The sequence below is a fragment of the Streptomyces sp. NPDC029159 genome (assembly GCF_055564055.1).
This window is the reverse complement of record NZ_JBVHWT010000005.1, coordinates 78,730-96,264: the sequence shown is the minus strand read 5'-3', so window position 1 is coordinate 96,264 and position 17,535 is coordinate 78,730. Positions and strand designations below refer to the sequence as shown.

17 protein-coding genes are annotated in these 17,535 nt (G+C 73.4%); 11 read left to right on the top strand and 6 right to left on the bottom strand.

Going from position 1 to position 17,535, the window contains the following annotated elements:
• Positions 1-80 precede the first annotated feature (80 nt).
• Positions 81-1,514 (bottom strand): RsmB/NOP family class I SAM-dependent RNA methyltransferase, encoded by a 1,434-nt coding sequence (locus tag ACZ4U4_RS12660; RefSeq protein WP_467872341.1) that lies wholly within the window; start codon positions 1,512-1,514, stop codon positions 81-83.
• A gap of 360 nt (positions 1,515-1,874) precedes the next feature.
• Positions 1,875-2,813, bottom strand: a complete 939-nt coding sequence (gene fmt / locus ACZ4U4_RS12655) for a methionyl-tRNA formyltransferase (protein ID WP_467872338.1) — start codon at positions 2,811-2,813, stop codon at positions 1,875-1,877.
• 320 nt (positions 2,814-3,133) lie between these two features.
• On the opposite strand from fmt, the gene ACZ4U4_RS12650 reads away from it, so the two are divergent.
• On the top strand, positions 3,134-3,679 hold the full coding sequence (locus tag ACZ4U4_RS12650) for a hypothetical protein (RefSeq protein WP_467872336.1): 546 nt from the start codon (positions 3,134-3,136) through the stop codon (positions 3,677-3,679).
• A gap of 136 nt (positions 3,680-3,815) precedes the next feature.
• Here ACZ4U4_RS12650 and ACZ4U4_RS12645 read toward each other — a convergent pair whose 3' ends face one another.
• The gene (locus tag ACZ4U4_RS12645) at positions 3,816-5,951 is read right to left on the bottom strand and encodes a primosomal protein N' (protein ID WP_467872334.1); all 2,136 of its coding nucleotides are present in this window, start codon (positions 5,949-5,951) and stop codon (positions 3,816-3,818) included.
• A gap of 611 nt (positions 5,952-6,562) precedes the next feature.
• On the opposite strand from ACZ4U4_RS12645, the gene ACZ4U4_RS12640 reads away from it, so the two are divergent.
• The 10 genes from ACZ4U4_RS12640 to ACZ4U4_RS12595 all read left to right on the top strand — a co-directional run bounded on the left by ACZ4U4_RS12640 (position 6,563) and on the right by ACZ4U4_RS12595 (position 14,330).
• Complete coding sequence (locus tag ACZ4U4_RS12640; protein ID WP_467872331.1) at positions 6,563-7,462, top strand: diiron oxygenase; 900 nt, start codon at positions 6,563-6,565, stop codon at positions 7,460-7,462.
• Between the two features lie 19 nt (positions 7,463-7,481).
• Positions 7,482-8,303, top strand: coding sequence for an aminoacyl--tRNA ligase-related protein (locus tag ACZ4U4_RS12635; protein WP_467872328.1), 822 nt, complete (start codon positions 7,482-7,484; stop codon positions 8,301-8,303).
• Between the two features lie 76 nt (positions 8,304-8,379).
• Complete coding sequence (locus tag ACZ4U4_RS12630) at positions 8,380-8,622, top strand: hypothetical protein (protein ID WP_030278607.1); 243 nt, start codon at positions 8,380-8,382, stop codon at positions 8,620-8,622.
• Positions 8,619-9,266 (top strand): maleylpyruvate isomerase family mycothiol-dependent enzyme, encoded by a 648-nt coding sequence (locus ACZ4U4_RS12625; protein ID WP_467872325.1) that lies wholly within the window; start codon positions 8,619-8,621, stop codon positions 9,264-9,266. Before ACZ4U4_RS12630 ends, ACZ4U4_RS12625 begins: the two co-directional genes overlap by 4 nt.
• Positions 9,267-9,273: 7 nt before the next feature.
• Positions 9,274-9,735: a MaoC family dehydratase gene (locus ACZ4U4_RS12620; protein ID WP_467872322.1), complete on the top strand. Its 462-nt coding sequence runs from the start codon at positions 9,274-9,276 to the stop codon at positions 9,733-9,735.
• Between the two features lie 67 nt (positions 9,736-9,802).
• Entirely contained in the window at positions 9,803-10,654 is an 852-nt protein-coding gene (locus tag ACZ4U4_RS12615; protein WP_467872319.1) for an SAM-dependent methyltransferase, read from the top strand.
• Entirely contained in the window at positions 10,651-11,403 is a 753-nt protein-coding gene (locus ACZ4U4_RS12610) for a PIG-L deacetylase family protein (RefSeq protein WP_467872316.1), read from the top strand. The genes ACZ4U4_RS12615 and ACZ4U4_RS12610 overlap by 4 nt, the downstream gene beginning before the upstream one ends.
• Before the next feature lie 36 nt (positions 11,404-11,439).
• Positions 11,440-12,390, top strand: coding sequence for an EamA family transporter (locus ACZ4U4_RS12605; RefSeq protein ID WP_467872313.1), 951 nt, complete (start codon positions 11,440-11,442; stop codon positions 12,388-12,390).
• A 5-nt stretch (positions 12,391-12,395) separates the two neighbouring features.
• Positions 12,396-12,845, top strand: a complete 450-nt coding sequence (locus tag ACZ4U4_RS12600) for a PPC domain-containing DNA-binding protein (RefSeq protein WP_467873113.1) — start codon at positions 12,396-12,398, stop codon at positions 12,843-12,845.
• A gap of 24 nt (positions 12,846-12,869) precedes the next feature.
• A complete protein-coding gene (locus tag ACZ4U4_RS12595) occupies positions 12,870-14,330 on the top strand; it encodes an FAD/NAD(P)-binding protein (protein WP_467872310.1) in 1,461 nt (486 codons plus the stop codon).
• Between the two features lie 87 nt (positions 14,331-14,417).
• Here ACZ4U4_RS12595 and metK read toward each other — a convergent pair whose 3' ends face one another.
• From metK to rpoZ, 3 genes are all read right to left on the bottom strand, one after another.
• Positions 14,418-15,626, bottom strand: a complete 1,209-nt coding sequence (gene metK, locus ACZ4U4_RS12590) for a methionine adenosyltransferase (protein WP_467872308.1) — start codon at positions 15,624-15,626, stop codon at positions 14,418-14,420.
• Between the two features lie 247 nt (positions 15,627-15,873).
• Positions 15,874-17,115, bottom strand: a complete 1,242-nt coding sequence (gene coaBC, locus ACZ4U4_RS12585) for a bifunctional phosphopantothenoylcysteine decarboxylase/phosphopantothenate--cysteine ligase CoaBC (protein WP_467872306.1) — start codon at positions 17,113-17,115, stop codon at positions 15,874-15,876.
• A gap of 138 nt (positions 17,116-17,253) precedes the next feature.
• Positions 17,254-17,526, bottom strand: a complete 273-nt coding sequence (gene rpoZ, locus ACZ4U4_RS12580; RefSeq protein ID WP_005319902.1) for a DNA-directed RNA polymerase subunit omega — start codon at positions 17,524-17,526, stop codon at positions 17,254-17,256.
• Positions 17,527-17,535 lie beyond the last annotated feature (9 nt).

The following is a 17,535-nucleotide window of genomic DNA, read 5'->3' as shown; positions in this document are numbered from 1 at the left end:
CGTGGCCGGTACCTGACCCCTTACGGGATCGGATACCGGCCACGGCGGCCGCCGGCCGCGGGCGTTCGCGGGGCGCCCCCTCAGGCGGTACGGCGCAGCAGCGCCAGATACATCGCGTCCGTACCGTGCAGATGCGGCCACAGCTGGACGTCGGGGCCGTCGCCCAGCGCCGGGACGCCGGGCATCAGCGGGCGGGCGTCGATCCACTCGGCGCCGACCGGGGCGCCGCCGCGTCCCTTGAGGACGTCGTCGACGACGGCGCGGGTCTCGGCGAGGTGCGGCGAGCAGGTCGCATAGCCGACGACGCCGCCGACCCGGACGGCGGCCAGCGCCTGGCGCAGCAGCTCCCGCTGGAGCGGCGCGAAGCCGTCCAGGTCCTCGGGGCGGCGGCGCCAGCGGGCCTCGGGGCGGCGGCGCAGCGCGCCCAGACCGGTGCACGGCACGTCGACCAGCACCCGGTCGAAGGCGCCGGGCCGCCAGGCGGGGCGGGTGCCGTCGGCGGCGATCACGGTGTACGGGCCAGGGTTGCCGGCCAGGGCGCGGGCCACCAGACCGGCGCGGTGCGGCTGCTTCTCGGAGGCGAGCAGCGCCGCCCCGCGCTCCGCCGCCAGCGCCGCCAGCAGCGCGGCCTTGCCGCCGGGACCGGCGCAGCCGTCCAACCAACGCCGGTCGTCGCCCTCGACGGGCGCGTTGGCCAGCGCCAGCGCGACCAGCTGGCTGCCCTCGTCCTGCACCCCGGCACGCCCCTCGCGCACCGCGTCCAGCGCCCCCGGCTCGCCGCCCTCGGCCAGCCGGACCGCGTACGGCGACCAGCGGCCGGGCAGCGCACTGTCCTCGCCCGCGGCGGTCAGCAGCTCCTCGGCGGTGGACCGGCCGGGGCGGGCGACCAGCGTGACCTCGGGCCGTTCGTTGTCGGCCTCCAGCAGGTCCTCGATGCCCGCGCGGCCGCCGCCGAGCGCGTCCCACAGGGCGGAGACGATCCAGCGGGGGTGGGCGTGGACCAGGCCGAGGTGCTCCTCGGCGTCCTCGTCGTAATCGGGGGCGACCCGCTCCAGCCAGGTGTCCATGTCGTGCGCCGCGACCTTGCGCAGCACCGCGTTGACGAACTTCGCACGGCCGTCGCCGAGCACCACCCGGGCCAGTTCCACGCTGGCGCTGACCGCCGCGTGGGTGGGGATACGGGTGCCGAGCAGCTGGTGGGCGCCGAGGGTGAGGACGTCGAGGACCGGCGGGTCGACCTCGCGCAGCGGGCGGTCCACGCACTGCGCGACGATCGCGTCGTAGGTGCCCTGGCGGCGGAGCGTGCCGTAGACCAGCTCGGTGGCGAGCGCCGCGTCCCGGCTGTCGAAGTCCGGGTTCTCCCGTGCCTTGCGCAGCAGCGGCGGCAGGACGAGGTTGGCGTAGGCGTCCCGCTCGTCGACGGCCCGCAGCGCCTCGAACGCGAGGATCCGGACCGGGTCCTTCTGCGGACGGCGGTAGGGCTTGCTGGGACGGCGACGCGGCTGCTGGCTCACGAAAAGGTGCTCCGGGTAAGAGGGATAAGCGAGCGGAAAAGGTGTGTGACCAGCGTACGCGCGGTGCGGGGAGCCCGGGGCGGCGGCGGCCGGCGGCCAGCGGAAGGCCACCGGATGCCGGGTGCCGCCCCCGGGCGTGGCCGCGCCAGGTCCTGTCGTCACACTCCCGTCGTCGCCCGAAGTGCGGCCGCGCGGCGTCTGGTGCGTGCGATCGCAAGGCGGAGGGTCGTCCCGGTACTGGGCGTACCGGGATGAGCCCGACAACGCGGCAAGGGGGCACCTCCCTGCTCGAGCGGAGCCGAGAGCTTGGGGGAGGGCGTGCCAGGCGTCGCGAGGCAGGCGGGAGTGTGACGACAGGGCCTAGTCCCCGATGACCTCGCCCGCCTCGATGCGGACGCCGCGCGCCCAGTCGGCGCCCTTCATCGGCTTCTTGCCCTGCGGCTGGACCCACAGCAGCTCGACGGCGTGGCTGCCGGTGCCGACGTACACCGCCTTCTTGGTGACGGCCAGCTCACCGGGGGCGAGGTGCAGATCGGCGTCCGGGCCGGCCGACGCGGTGGCCATCAGCTTCAGGCGCTCGCCGCGGAAGAGCGTCCAGGCGCCGGGGGACGGCGCGCAGCCGCGGACCACCCGCTCCACCCGCAGCGCCGGCGCCGACCAGTCCACCCGGGCGTCCTCGACCTCGATCTTCGGGGCGAGCGAGACGCCCTCGGCGGGCTGCGGGACGGCGTGCAGGGTGCCGTCCTCGATGCCGTCCATCGTCGCGGCGAGCAGCCCGGCACCGGCGAAGGCGAGCCGGGTCAGCAGGTCACCGGCGGTGTCGGTGGGGCGGATCTCCTCGGTGAGCACGCCGAAGACCGGGCCGGAGTCGAGCCCCTTCTCGATCTGGAAGGTGGAGGCGCCGGTGACCTCGTCCCCGGCGAGCACCGCGTGCTGCACGGGGGCGGCGCCGCGCCAGGCCGGGAGCAGGGAGAAGTGGAGGTTGACCCAGCCCTTGGCGGGGACGTTCAGCGCGGGCTGCGGCAGCAGCGCGCCGTAGGCGACGACCGGGCAGCAGTCGGGGGCGATCTCCCGCAGCCGGGCCAGGAATTCGGGGTCGCCGGGCTTCTCGGGCTTGAGCACCTCGATGCCGGCCTCCTCGGCCCGCTCGGCGACGGGACTCGCGACCAGCCGCCGGCCGCGGCCGGCCGGGGCGTCCGGCCGGGTCACCACGGCCACCACCTCATGCCGGTCGGAGGCGATCAGGGCATCCAGGGCAGGTACGGCGACCTCGGGGGTACCGGCGAAGACGAGCCTCATGGGTGGCGCACTACCTCTCACACGCTGCGGAACGGCGCACCAGTCTACGGCCGGGCACCGCCTCCCCCGGGTGCACGGGGCCCGGACCGGCGCCGGGCGCCCCGTCCGTGCACCGCCGGGCGGCGGAGCGGTGCCACGCTGGTCCGTCCGGGGGCGTGCGGGGCGCGCCGCGCCGTCCTGACGAGCCGTTACGCCCCCACACCGTGACCAGAGGCGCCGCTGTCGCGTTGGTCAAACAGCATTGACCATCCCCACCCGGGTCGCAGGCGCGGCCCACCCTTGTCATCTTCCCTTTCCACGCCGGTTCGAGAGGCTTTCACATGGCCGACCACGCAACCCACGACGCCCAGGCGCGCGCCAGCCTGCATCTCCTGGTACGCGACATCGAGCGGGTACGCCGGCAGGTGGACGCGTTGCGCACCCTGACCGCTCAGCTCGGCAACGTCTACCGGCCGCGTCGCACCGGCCCCTCCGCCGGATTCGTCGTCTACGGCCGCGCGCCCGCCCCCACGGTCCGCCTCGCCCAGGAGCTGCGGGACAGCGTCGAGACGCTCGTCACGGCCGCCGTCGACTTCGACCGTTCGCTGGGCTTCTCCTGGGACGCGGTGGGCTCCGCGCTCGGTGTCACCAAGCAGGCGGTGCACCGCCGTTACGGCGGCCGCCGGGCCGCACAGCACACCGCCGAGGGCGCCGACGCCGCGCACCGCTCCCCCGAGGCGACCACCTCCCGCGCGGTGGCCGTCGCCGCGGGCCTGCCGTCCGGCACGCCGTCGGTGCCCGCGGCCCGCCAGATGCCCGCGCAGTCCGCCGCCGCCCCCCGCGAGGAGCCCCGGACCGGCGCGTTCCCCGCACCGCGCAACGGCTGACGCCGCCCGCTCCCGGCCGACGGGCGCCCGGTGTGACCTGGAGCGCCACGCGCCCGCGGGCCGGGGTGTACGAGACCGGCCGACGGCGGGGCGCCACGCGCCCGCGGCCGGCGCCGCGGCGGCCGGCGGCCCGCGGTCACCCCAGGTCGGGCGGGTCGATCCGGACCCGGACCGCCTCCCCCTCCCGCTTGACCAGACGGGCCGCGCGGGCCGCCTTCAGGGCCGCCGCCAGCGCCGCGCCCTGACCGGGCCGTACGCGGACCAGCGCCCGCTCCCAGCTCTCGCCCGGCGGCGGATCGCCGGGGCGGCGCGGCCGCCCGGGGTCGGCGACCGGCAGCGGCACCGGACCCAACACCTCGGCGCCGTCCGGGAGTTCGGCGGACGCCAGCAGTGCGGCGACGTCGTCGGGGCGGCCGGCGACCGCCGCCATCCGGGAGACCGGCGGGAAGCCCAGCTCGGCCCGCTCCGCCAGCTCGCGGACGGCGTGGCCCACCGGATCCCAGCGCACCAGCGCCTGCACCGGCCGCAGCGTCGGCTCCGCGATCACCGCGACCGTGCCGCCCACCTCCTGACCGCGGACCAGCGAGGCGGCCGTCAGCCAGCGGCGCAGCGCCTCCTCCCCGGCGCGCAGATCCGGGCGGCCGAGCAGCGCCCAGCCGTCCAGCAGCAGCCCGGCGGCGTACCCGGGGCCCTCGGCGACCGGCTCGGCGCCCGGGGTGGAGACCACCAGCGCGGGGGTGTCCGGCACCGTCGCCAGCACGTGGTCGCGGCCCGAGGTGCGCACGGGGACGGCGGGGAAGGCCCGGCCCAGCTCCTCGGCCGTGCGCCGGGCGCCGACCACCTGGGCGCGGAGCCGGGCGCCGCCGCACTCCGCGCAGTGCCAGTCCGGCTCCGCCCGTCCGCACCAGGCGCACACCAGGTCGTCGGCGCCGGGCGATTCCAGCGGGCCCGCGCAGGCACGGCAGCGGGCCGGGGTCCGGCAGCGGGCGCAGGCCAGCCGGGGGGCGTAGCCGCGCCGGGGCACCTGGACGAGGACCGGGCCGTGCTTGAGTCCTTCGCGCACCACCTGCCAGGCCATCGTCGGCAACCGGGCCGCGCGGGCCGCCTCGTCGCGCGCCTCGTCGCCCTCGCCGACGGTACGGATGCGAGGGGCGGCGGCGCGGATCCGCTCGCGGTCGGCGGCCAGCGGGCGCGCCCAGCCCGTCTCGACCAGCTGCGCCGCCTCGACCGTGCAGCTCACGCCGCCGAGCAGGAACCCGGCCCGCTCCCCCACGGCGCGCTGGATCAGCACCTCGCGGGCGTGCGGCTGCGGGGCGTGCGGGTCGCTGAGTGCGGCGTCGCCGTCGTCCCAGAGGGCGACCAGGCCGAGGCGGTCGACGGGGGCGAACATCGCGGCGCGGGTGCCGATCACGGCGCGCACCGAGCCGCGGCTGACGGCGAGCCAGCGGCGGTAGCGCTCCTCGGGCCCGGCGTCGGCGGTGAGCAGGACGTGGCGGCCGGCACCGACGAGGGCGGTGAGTGCGGCGTCCACGCGGGCGGCGGCCCGGCCGTCGGGCACGACGATCAGTGCGCCGCGGCCCGCGGCGAGCGTGGCGGCGGCGGCGCGGGCCAGTTCGTCGGGCCAGGTGGCGCCGGGCAGCGCCGTCCACACCGCGCGCGGTGCGTCCCCCCGCGTCAGCGCGGCGAGGAAGGCGGGGCCGGCCGCGTACCGCTGCCAACTGCCGGGCTCGGGCGGGGCGTTGGGCGGCAGCGGGGGCGGGGACTCCTTGGCCTCGGCGCGGGCGCGGCGGGGCGGGACGGCGAGCTGGACGACGTCGGCGAGGCTGCCGGCGTAGCGGTCGGCGACGGCGCGGCACAGGGCGAGCAGCCCGGGGGTGAGCACCGGCTCCGGGGAGAGGACCTGGGCGAGCGGGGCGAGGACGCCGCGGAAGTCGCTCTCCGCGACGCGGTCGACGATGAAGCCGCTGACCAGCTTGCCGCCCTCGCGCCGCCCGCCCTTCTCGCCCGCCCCGAAGCGGACGCGCACCCGCACCCCGGGGCGCGCCTCGGCGTCCATGGCGGCGGGGACGACGTAGTCGAAGTAGCGGTCGAGGTGGACGAGGCCCTTGTCGACGAGGACGCGGGCGACGGGCAGCTCGGCGGCGGGCTCGGCGCCGCGCCAGGTGCGCGGCTTGGCGCGGGTCGCCTTCGTCTCCCGCACGCTCGCCCGGATGAGGGCCAGCTGCTCGCCCGCATCCGCCCCTGCCCCCTGGCGCCCGTCTTCCCTGCTCACGGCATCCAGTCTTAGCAGACACCACCGACAACGGCGGGTGCGTGCGCCCCGCCCCGGCGGCCGGGCGGCGGGGCGGGCGCCGCCGGTTCCGTGCCCGGCCGCGGGCCCTCGCGCGCGGGCGCCCGCGACGGCGGTTCACACACAGGAGCGAATTCGAGACGTTCCCTCGACGCCGGAAACGCGAGCTGGCCGCCCCCGCGCGCCGAAATCACCAGGCAGAAGCCGTGCGGCGCTCCCGGGAAGTCGGCCGGAAATGACGCAACGCATCCCTGGGGAGACTTACCGCACAGACAGCCGCTTCATACTGCCGAAATACTGCTGCAATATTCGTCGCGGCTTGTAAGGAGGTAACTCCCTCAGCAGCATCGGCACAAACGGAATGCGCTCCTCCCCTTCTTTTCACCAGGGGATCTGGCCCAAAAGCGAGAAAGAGCGCTAAAGTCTCCGGCGGGCATTCGACGCCACTGACTCCCCGCCGTCCGACCGCCGTCACCTCCCCGTACGCATTCCCACCCCCACTTCCCCATTACGGCCACCGCGCCGACCGATCACACCGGGCGGCCTCCTGTCCGCCGCGGTCCCGCTTTCATCGATCGTCGAAAGGGAATTGAATGCTGTCGACCACCACACCCAGACCGGAGCGGGAACAGCGTTTCGTCGAGATACTCCAGCGGCTCGTCGACAAGTCGGTCGACGAGTACTACAACCCGTACCGCGAGTTCGACTGGCCCGAGACACTGCCGTCCGAAATGATGTGGATGAGTGAGGACCTCACCTCCACCTACGGCACGGAAATCGTGAAGGAACTCACCGAGGCGCAGCGGCAGCAACTCTCGCGCTGGGAAAGTATCAATTTCTACAGTTTGAACGTCGAAGGCATCCGGGAACTCCTGGTGGAGGTGGTGCGCCGCATCCACACCCGCGGGTTCGAGGTCCCGTCGGACTTCTTCCACCACTTCGTCGGCGAAGAGAACGAACACATGTGGTTCTTCGCCGAATTCTGCCTGCGCTACGGCGGGAAGATCTACTCGGGCCCGAAGCTGAACTCCATCGCCCACGAGGACCCCCGCGTCGAGAACCTTCTGGTGTTCTGCCGGGTGCTCCTCTTCGAGGAGATCGTCGACCACTACAACATGCGCATGGCCGGCGACGCCTCGCTCCACGAGACGATCCGCCAGGTCAACCGCGTGCACCACGAGGACGAGTCCCGGCACATCGCCTTCGGCCGGGAGTTGGTCTCGCTGCTCCACGCCGACCTCGTCCCAGATCTCACCCCCGGGCAGCGCGAGGAGATCGAGCAGTACCTCAAGCGCTACATCGCCTTCAGTCTGCGCGCTTTCTACAACCCGCAGATCTACCGCGACGCCGGAATTCCCGACCCGCTCGGATTCCGGGAAAGGCTGCTCGCCGAGCCCTCCCGCCGGGATGCCGAACGCCGCGCCGTACGTAAGCCGCTGGCATTCATGTGCAAGACCGGCATCTTCGCCGACGACGTCCTGCCCGGCATCTGAGCGGGCGGGAGGTCTTTTCGTGGAACCCAACGGTCTGCTGTTCCTGCGCGCCGACGAAGCCGCCGCGCTCCACCGCCTCGACCGCACCTTCGCCGAATGGGGCACCGCCCGCGGCGCCGAGCCCGTCGTCGGGCCGGCCCTGCTCCCGGTCGCCGGTCTGGCCAAGCTCGACTACTACCAGAACTTCCCCCACCAGGCGCTGACCGTCAGCAGCCTGGACCTGGAGCGGCGCCCCCAGGGCGGGACGGCGACGGCGACCACCGCCTTCCCGCCCGACCAGCTGCTGCCCGCCGAGGTCGCCCCGCCGCCCGCCACCTGCTACGCCGTCTACCTCGGCCTGGAGGGTACGGAGCTGGAGCGGGACACCCTGGTCACCCTCGTCGGCCGGTGCTTCCGCCGCGAGGAGAAGTACACCGGGCTGCGCCGGCTGCTCGGCTTCCACATGCGCGAGATCGTCGCGCTGGGCAGCCAGGAGTTCGTCGAGGACCATCTGGAACGCTCCTCGCGGCGCATCCTCGCGTTCGCCGAGGCGCTCGGTCTGGAGATGCGCAAGGAGCCCGCGTCCGACCCGTTCTTCGACGGCGAGGGGCCGCGCGCCAAGCTCCAGATGCTGTCGCCGGTGAAGTACGAATTCCTCGTCGGCGATCTCGCCATCGGGTCCGTGAACAAGCACCGCAACTTCTTCGGCGAGCGCTGCGACATCCGCATCGCCGGCACCGGCCGACCGGTGTTCACCAGCTGTGTCGCCTTCGGCCTGGAGCGCTGGCTCGCCGTGCTGCACGACAAGCACGGCGACTGGGCGGCCGTCGCCACGGCCCTCGACAAGGCCGCCGTGGCCTGATCCGCCGCGCGGGCCCTGCGCCCGCCGCGTCCGCTCGTCCTCCCCTCCCCCGCCCCACCCTTCGAAGGAGTCCGCCATGCAGTCCGCCACCGACCAGATCAAACAGTGGATCCTCGACCGGCACGCCGAGGTCAGCGACATCGAGCCGGACTTCGACCTGCTGGAGAGCCGTCTGATCGACTCCCTCGCGTTCGTCGAGTTCATGGTCCTGGTCTCCCGCCTCAGCGGTGAGGACATCGACATGGAGAGCATCGACATCGACGACTTCCGCACCCTGCGCCGCATCGAGGCGCGCTACTTCGGGGCGGGGGTGCGATGACGGGCCCGCAGCACCCCGCCGCCACCGATGTGGTGCTCCGCGCCGAACGCGACACCCTCGTCCCACGGCTGCGCACCCTGCCCGAGGCCGACCTGAAGCGGCCCACGGTCTGCTCCGCCTGGACGGTCCGCGACATCGTCGCGCACTGCGGCGCCGCCCTCACCGGCCTCGCCGCGGGACCCGCGTACCGCGCCAGCCACGAGCAGAACCAACGGGACGTCGAGGAGCGCCGCTCCTGGCCGCTCAAGCAGGTCATCGACGAGTTCGAGCAGGGCCTTGCGGACGCGGGCCCGGCGATCCGGGCCGCGGGCGGCGCCAAGGACCTGGCGGCGCTCGGCACCTGGATCCACGGCGGCGACGTCCGCGAGGCAATCGGCCTGGACGACCCGTACCACAGCCGTGGCCACCAGGCGGCGCTCACCCTGCTCGGCCGCTGTGACCGCGTGGTGCGCACCCCCCTGGTGGAGATCCAGCTGCCCACCCGGCGGCTCACCCTGGGCACCGCCGTGCCCGGGCGGCCCACGGCGCAGCTGACCGCGGACGTCCCGGACGTCCTGCGGCTCTACACCGGACGCCCGGTGGACCCGGACCGCTACCGGCTGTCCGGCGCCACCCCCGAAGAACTCGTCAGCGCGGAATGGTGAGGTGACCGTGAGCACCCGGTATCTGGAGGACTTCCCCGTCGGAACGGTCTACGACCTCGGCGAGGTGAAGGTGACGGAGGAAGAGGTGCTGTCCTTCGGACGCGCCTACGACCCGCAGCCGTTCCACACCGATCCCGAGCGCGCCCGTGAGTCGCACTTCGGCGGCCTCGTCGCCAGCGGCTGGCTGACCGCCTCGCTCTTCATGCGCCGCTACGTCGAGGAGATCCTCGCCGACTCCGCCGGTGAGGGCTCGCCGGGCGTGGACGAGCTGCGCTTCCACCGGCCGGTGCGCCCCGGCGACGTCCTACGGGCGCGCCTGACGGTGCTGGGCGTGGCTCCCGTACTGCACAGCAAGCAATCCGGAATACTGCGCCCGCGGTGCGAACTCCTCGACGAGGAGGGCACGGTGGTCTTCAGCATGGTGCTGCACAGCATCTTCCGCCGCAGGCCCGCCGGGCAGGACACATGAACCGGACCTCCGGCACCGGCGGGCACCCCGCGCCGGTCAGCCGCCGCCCCGAGAGGAGTAACCGCTCATGACGAGCGCGGAAATGCAGATGGAGCCGGTGTCCCGGACCGCACAGTGGACGGCCGCCGCACGTGCCCTGGAGTCCGAGCGCCCGGACCGGATCTTCGACGACCCGCTGGCCCGCGCCGTCGCCGGGGACACCGGCTTCGCGCTGCTGGAGCGGTACCGCGGCTCGGCCGTCGCCCCCTTCGTCCTGGTCCGCACCCGGTACCTCGACGACGCCCTCGTCCGCGCCGTGCGCGAGCGCGGGCTGCGCCAGGTGGTCTCCGTGGCCGCCGGCATGGACATGCGCTCCGCCCGGCTGACCTGGCCCGACGGCGTCACCCTCTACGAACTCGACCGGCCGGCGCTGCTCGACGCCAAGGCCGAACTCCTCGCCGAGCACGGCGTCGACACCTCCGGCGGGCCGCACCGCCGCGCCGTCGCGGTCGACCTCGCCGAGCAGTGGCAGGACGAGCTGCACGCCGCCGGGTTCGACCCGCAGCAGCCCACCTTATGGGTGGCCGAGGGCCTCTTCTTCTTCCTCCCCGAGGACGTCGTACGGCGGCTGCTGGGCACGCTGCGGGAGCTGTCCGCGCCCGGCTCCGTCCTCCTCGGCGACATGACGAGCCGCACCACGCTCACCAACCCGCTGGCCCGGGGCTTCCTCAAGATCCTCGCCGACGACGGCAACCCCTGGCTCTTCGGCACCGACTCCCCCGAGGAGTTCCTGCCCGACTGCGGCTGGTCGGTCACCGACCTCAAGCAACCGGGCGAGGACGGCGCCGACTTCGGGCGCTGGCCGCACCCGGTGCCGCCCCGCACGATGACCGGCGTACCCCGGTCGTTCCTCTTCACCGCCGAGGTGCGCCCGGCGTGAGCGGCGCGGATTCCCCGGACGGGACGCTGCGGGTGCTGGCCGTCGCCGCCCACCCCGACGACACGGACTTCACCGCCGGCGGCACCATCGCGTCCTGGACGGCCGCGGGCGCCGAGGTGACGTATCTGGTCCTGACGGACGGCTCGGGCGGCGGCGAGGACCCGGCCGTCCCCCGCGCCGAACTCGCGGCGCGGCGGGAGCGGGAGCAGCGCGACGCCGCCGCCGTCCTCGGGGTCGAGGACGTACGGTTCCTCGGCCACCAGGACGGGACGCTGACGGCCGATGTCGCGCTGCGGCGGCAGATCGTCCGGGTGATCCGGCAGACCCGGCCGCACCGCGCGGTGATCCAGAGCCCGGAGATCAACTGGGCGTTCCTGCCCGATCTCCACCCCGATCACCGCGCGGCCGGGGAGGCGTCGCTGGCGGCGCTCTACCCGGACGCGCGCAATCCGCGGGCCTTCCCCGAGCTGCTGCTGGAGGAGGGCCTGGCGCCCTGGAGCGTCCCGGAGATCTGGGTGACGACCGGGCCGCGCCCGGACACCCGGATCGATGTGACGGAGACGTTCGAGCAGAAGCTCGCCGCGCTGCGCGCCCATGTCTCGCAGACCGCCCACCGCAACCGGCTCCGCGAGGACGTCCGCGCGAAGCTGGCCGGGCAGGCGGCCCTCGGCGGGCTCGCCGCCGGCCGGCTCGCCGAGGCGTTCCAGGTCGTCCGGACCGACGCGGCCGCGCCTGGATCACAACCCTGAAAGCGGCCCCCGCACCCCCCTGAAAGAGGAGCGTTCTTGCCACTGTCCAAATTCCTGGGTGCCGTCCTGGTGATGGTCATCTGGGGAGTGAACTTCGCCATCATCGACATCGGGCTGCGCTCGTTCGACCCCTATCTCCTGGCGTCGCTCCGCTTCCTCCTCGCGGCCGTCCCCGCGGTCTTCTTCTTCAAGCGGCCGAACGTGCCGTGGCGCTATCTCCTGCTGTACGGGGTGTTCTTCGGCATCGGCCAGTTCGGGCTGCTCTTCGCCGGGATGGACCTGGGCTTCTCGGCGGGTCTGGCCTCGGTCGTGATGCAGCTCCAGGCGTTCTGGACGATCGGCCTGGCGGCGGGGCTGATGGGCGAACGCGTCAGCCCCCGCTATCTGGTGGGGTTCGTGGTGGCGGCGGTCGGCATGGGGCTGGTCGCCGCCGTCACCGACGGATCGGTCACCGCGGCCGGTACGGTCATGGTCGTCGGCGCCTCGCTGTCCTGGGCCGTCGCCAACCTGATCATCAAGAAGGCCCGGCCGGAGAACGCGCTGGCGTTCACCGTCTGGGCGAGCCTGGTGCCGCCGATCCCGATGTTCCTGCTGTCGCTGGGGCTCGGCGGCTGGGGCACCGTCGAGCACTCCTTCACCACCATGGGCTGGACCGGCCTCGGCTCGCTGCTCTACATGGTCTACCCGACGATCCTCTTCGGCTTCGCGCTCTGGGGCCATCTGATGCGGACCTACCGCACCTCCCGGGTCGCGCCGTTGACGCTGCTGGTGCCGATCTTCGGCATGGCGTCGTCGATGCTGCTCCTCGGTGAGCCCCTGGGCGCGACGAAGGCGACGGCCATCACACTGGTGATCCTCGGGCTGGTCCTCAACCAGTTCGATGTGATCGGCAAGGTGCGCGCCCGGTGGGCCCTGCGCCACCCCGGGCCCGTGCCGAGCGCAGTCCCCGGCGGCGAGAAGCCCGCCGATGCCACGAAAGCGAGTTGACACCGATGCACATCCGGCTGCTGCACGACGACGCCAAGGCGCCCCGCCAGTTCGCCGTCGTTCTGGAAGCGGGCGACGACGTCGTGCCCGCGCTGACGGAGTTCGCCGCCGAACAGCAGGTGACCGCGGGCTCCCTGACCGGGATCGGTGCGTTCCGCTCCGCCGGGCTGTCCCTCTTCGACCCGGTCGCCAAGGTCCACGTCCCGATCCCGGTGACCGAACACACCGAGGTCCTGGGCCTGACCGGCAACATCGCGCTCAAGGACGGCCGGCCGCACGTCCACGCCCATGTGGTGCTGGGCCGCCGCGACGGCACCACGGTCGGCGGCCACCTCCAACAGGCCGTCGCCCACCCGGCTCTGGAGGTCTTCGTCACCGCGTACCCCACCGCACTCACCCGGCAGCTCGACACCACGCTGGGACTGCCCGTCATCGCACCCGATACGGACCGATAGCACGCTCCGGGAGGGAGCCCGCTCATGCGCCTGGCGGTCATAGGCGGCGGCGCCGCGGCGGTCAGCCTGCTCGACAGCATGCTGCGCCACGCCGGGAGAGACGCCGCGTTCGACATCACGGTCCACGAAGGGGCGCGGCAACTGGCCACCGGCCGCGCCTACCGCCCCGATCTGGACTGCGCACTGGTCAACCGCGAGGCCGGATTCATGTCGGTGCGGTGCGCCGAGCGGGATCACTTCCTGCGCTGGCTGCACCGCCAACCCCGGTACGCGGGAACGCCGTTGGCGACCCTGCCGCCCGACGCGTACGTCCCGCGGCGGGTCTACGGCGAGTACCTGGTGGACCACTGGGCCGCGTCTTTGCGCGAGGCCCGGCGCCGGGGCTGGACGGTGACGGTGGTGCCGGAGTTCGCCACCGTCGCCAAGGCGTCCGCCGCGGAGGTCATGATCCGCGGCGCCGCCGCCCTCACCCACGCCGACCGGGTGGTGCTCTGCCCGGGCAGCGGCCCGCCGGCCGACCCCTACGGGCTGGCCGGCGCCCCCGGCTTCCACCCCGACCCGTACCCGCTCTCCGCGGTGCTGCCCGAGATCGCCGAGGACGCCCATGTCATGGTCCTCGGCACCGGTCTTTCCGGGGTGGACGTCGCACTGGGGCTGCTGCACCGGGGCCACCGCGGCCGGATCACCATGACCTCACGGCACGGTCTGCTGCCCGGCGTCCGCGCCCGGCACCGCCCGTTCACCCTCACCCATCTGACGCCGGAGGCGATCTCCCGCCATCTGGAGCGCTCCGGCTCCCTCGGGCTGCGCGAGACCTTCGCGCTCCTGCGGGACGAACTGACCGCGGCGGGCACCGATCTGGCCGCCGAGACCGCGCCCCGCCCGGCGCACGACCGGCTCCGCTCCGAACTGGCCCGGCTGGACGGCAATCCGTACCAGACGATCGCCACGACGGCGCTGCGCGACGTCCGCGAGAGCGTGTGGACGGCGTGGGGCGACCGCGAGAAGCGGGTGTTCCTGCGCCGCTTCCACCCGCTCGCCAAACCGCTCTACAACCCGATGCCGCCGCCGACCGGCCGGCGGCTGCTGGCGGCGATGGACAGCGGTCAGCTGACGGTCCGCCACGGAACGGCCGGGGTCCGCGCGCGGGCGGGCGGCGGCTTCGAGGTGGTGCACGAGGGCCGGGCCGGACGCGCCGACGTCGTGGTCGACGCCACCCGCACCGGGCTCGCCACCACCGGACCGCGCGCCGCCCCGCTGCTGCGCTCGCTGGCCGAGGCGGGCCTGGTGGTCAACAATCCGCACGGCGGGCTGCTGATCGACCCGGCGACGAACGCCCTGCGCCCGGCCGCCGGGCAGACCCCGGGCCGGCTGTACGCGCTGGGCGACCTGACCTCCGGCGACCTCTTCTACGCCGGATCCATGTACATGATCAACGTCCGGGCGGAGCTGATCGCCCGCGAACTGGTCGCCGCCGCGGTCTGAGCGGGCGCCAAGACGCCGAACGGCCCCGCACCGGGAGAATCCGGTGCGGGGCCGCTTCGGTGTCCGAGGCGCCCCGGACGAGGGGTCCTAGAGACCCACCGCCTTGCGGAGGGCGTCGACGCGGTCGGTGCGCTCCCAGGTGAAGTCGGCGTCCGCGCGGCCGAAGTGGCCGTACGCCGCGGTCTCCGCGTAGATCGGGCGGAGCAGGTCGAGATCGCGGATGATCGCGGCCGGGCGGAGGTCGAAGACCTCGCCGATGGCCTGCTCGATCTTGTCGGTGTCGACGGTGGCGGTACCGAAGGTCTCGACGAAGAGACCGACCGGCTCGGCCTTGCCGATGGCGTACGCCACCTGAACCTCGCAACGGGCCGCGAGACCGGCCGCGACGACGTTCTTGGCCACCCAGCGCATCGCGTACGCGGCGGACCGGTCGACCTTCGACGGGTCCTTCCCGGAGAACGCGCCACCACCGTGACGGGCCATGCCGCCGTAGGTGTCGATGATGATCTTGCGGCCGGTCAGACCGGCGTCACCCATCGGACCGCCGATCTCGAAGCGGCCGGTCGGATTCACCAGCAGCCGGTAGCCGTCGGTGTCCAGCTTGATGCCGTCCTCGACCAGCTCCTTGAGGACGTGCTCGACGACGAACTCGCGGATGTCGGGCGCGAGCAGCGAGTCGAGGTCGATGTCGCTGGCGTGCTGCGAGGAGACCACGACGGTGTCGAGGCGGACGGCCTTGTGGCCGTCGTACTCGATGGTGACCTGGGTCTTCCCGTCGGGGCGCAGGTAGGGGATGGTGCCGTTCTTGCGGACCTCGGACAGGCGGCGGGAGAGCCGGTGCGCGAGGAAGATCGGCAGCGGGAGCAGCTCCGGCGTCTCGTCGCACGCGTAGCCGAACATCAGGCCCTGGTCGCCCGCGCCCTGCTTGTCCAGCTCGTCCTCATCGCCCTCCACACGCGTCTCGTACGCGGTGTCGACACCCTGCGCGATGTCCGGGGACTGCGCGCCGATGGAGACCGAGACGCCGCAGGAGGCGCCGTCGAAGCCCTTCTTCGACGAGTCGTAGCCGATGTCGAGGATCTTGTTGCGCACAAGGCTGGGGATGTCGGCGTACGCCTTCGTCGTCACCTCGCCGGCCACATGGACCAGGCCGGTGGTGATCAACGTCTCGACGGCGACCCGGGAGGTGGGGTCCTCCTTGAGGAGGGCGTCGAGAATCGTGTCGCTGATCTGGTCAGCGATCTTGTCGGGGTGGCCCTCGGTGACGGACTCCGAGGTGAAGAGGCGGCGGGACACATCGCTCCCTGGGGTTGCAGCGGCTGCTGGCTGATCATTTGGCGGAGGGGCTCGAGAGCTGCGCTCGGCCCGATCCGCTGGCCAGTTTATCGGTCGTGTGCGAGGTTCGGACACTCAGTCTCGATTTGTGGATCCGTCGCGACCTGGCACACCACGGCCCACAGAGGGACGATCAGCCGTCCGGCCCCGCTGGTCAAGAGGGCCCGACGCGGTGGCGCGGGCCCGCGGGGCCGGTGCGGCGGGCGCCTCAGGAGCCGTCGGCGGCGGCCGTGAACCGGCCCGCGACGAGGTCCCACACCGTGTCTGCCAGCGCTTCCTTCGGTCCGTGCGGCACCGGTGTCTCGGAACCGTCCGTGGCGAGGATCACGGCTTCGTTATCCGCCGCCCCGAAGGTCTTGTGCTCCCCCACCTCGTTGACAACCAGCAGGTCACAGCCCTTGCGGGCGAGCTTGGTGCGGCCGTTGGCGAGAACGTCGTCGGTCTCGGCGGCGAATCCGACAACAATCTGGCCAGGGTTGGGCCGGTCGGCGGACAGCTCGGCGAGGATGTCCGGATTGCGGACCAGCGTGACCGGTTCCGGCTCCTGTCCGTCCTTCTTCTTGATCTTCCCGGTGGCGTACTCCGCCGGCCGGAAATCGGCCACCGCCGCCGCCATCACGACCGCGTCGGCGTCGCCCGCCGCCGCCAGCACCGCCTCCCGCAACTGGACGGCGGTGCCGATCCGGACGACGTCCACGCCCGCCGGGTCCGGCAGCTCGGTGTTGCCCGCGACCAGGGTGACCCGCGCCCCGCGCGCGGCCGCCGTCGCGGCGAGCGCGTAGCCCTGCCGCCCCGAGGAGCGGTTGCCCAGATAGCGGACCGGGTCCAGCGGCTCGCGGGTGCCGCCCGCGCTGACGACGACATGCCGCCCGGCCAGATCCGCGGTGGCTGCCCGCGGGCCGCGGGCCAGCACCCGGCGGCAGAGCTCGAAGATCTGGGCGGGGTCCGGGAAGCGGCCCTTGCCGGTGTCGACGCCGGTGAGGCGGCCGACCGCGGGCTCGATGACCAGCGCGCCGCGGCGCCGCAGCGTGGCGACGTTCTCCTGGGTCGCGGGGTTCTCCCACATCTCGGTGTGCATCGCGGGCGCGAAGACCACCGGGCAGCGCGCGGTGAGCAAAGTGTTGGTCAGCAGGTCGTCGGCGATGCCGTGGGCCGCCTTGGCCAGCATGTCGGCGGTGGCGGGCGCGACCACCACGAGGTCGGCACCCTGTCCGATGCGGACGTGCGGCACCTCGTGGACGGACTCCCACACCTCGGTGGTGGCCGGGTTGCCGGACAGCGCCGACCAGGTGGCCTCGCCGATGAAGTGCAGACTGGCGGCGGTCGGCACCACCCGGACGTCGTGCCCCGACTCGGTCAGCCGCCGCAGCAGCTCACAGGCCTTGTACGCGGCGATGCCACCGCTGACGCCCAGTACGACCCTGGGCGTCGCACGCTCCTGCTTGTCCATCGCTTCGCTGCTCCCCGAGCTAGGTCCGGATCGCCCCGTGGCGGCGGCCGGATGCCGTCCGCCCGCGGCGGGTGTGCCCCTATGACACACCAAGGGCCCGGCAGTCGCGCTGCCGGGCCCTTCATGGTGGTGCGGTGCTTACTGCGCGGGGCCCTCGATGGCCTCGGAGGTCAGCAGACCCGCGTTGATCTCGCGGAGCGCGATCGACAGGGGCTTCTCGTGGACGTGGGTGTCGACGAGCGGGCCGACGTACTCGAGCAGGCCCTCGCCGAGCTGCGAGTAGTACGCGTTGATCTGACGCGCACGCTTCGCCGCGTAGATCACGAGGCTGTACTTCGAGTCGGTGGCCTCAAGGAGCTCATCAATCGGCGGGTTGATGATGCCCTCGGGCGCGGTGATGGAAGAGGACACTCTCTGCCT

Bases quoted from the DNA above. Each gene is read 5' to 3' on its own strand.
- ACZ4U4_RS12630 (WP_030278607.1), top strand. From the start codon at position 8,380: ATGCAGTCCGCCACCGACCAGATCAAACAGTGGATCCTCGACCGGCAC.
- coaBC (WP_467872306.1), bottom strand. From the start codon at position 17,115: ATGGACAAGCAGGAGCGTGCGACGCCCAGGGTCGTACTGGGCGTCAGC.
- ACZ4U4_RS12595 (WP_467872310.1), top strand. From the start codon at position 12,870: ATGCGCCTGGCGGTCATAGGCGGCGGCGCCGCGGCGGTCAGCCTGCTC.
- ACZ4U4_RS12650 (WP_467872336.1), top strand. From the start codon at position 3,134: ATGGCCGACCACGCAACCCACGACGCCCAGGCGCGCGCCAGCCTGCAT.
- ACZ4U4_RS12640 (WP_467872331.1), top strand. From the start codon at position 6,563: ATGCTGTCGACCACCACACCCAGACCGGAGCGGGAACAGCGTTTCGTC.
- ACZ4U4_RS12600 (WP_467873113.1), top strand. From the start codon at position 12,396: ATGCACATCCGGCTGCTGCACGACGACGCCAAGGCGCCCCGCCAGTTC.
- ACZ4U4_RS12615 (WP_467872319.1), top strand. From the start codon at position 9,803: ATGACGAGCGCGGAAATGCAGATGGAGCCGGTGTCCCGGACCGCACAG.
- fmt (WP_467872338.1), bottom strand. From the start codon at position 2,813: ATGAGGCTCGTCTTCGCCGGTACCCCCGAGGTCGCCGTACCTGCCCTG.
- ACZ4U4_RS12625 (WP_467872325.1), top strand. From the start codon at position 8,619: ATGACGGGCCCGCAGCACCCCGCCGCCACCGATGTGGTGCTCCGCGCC.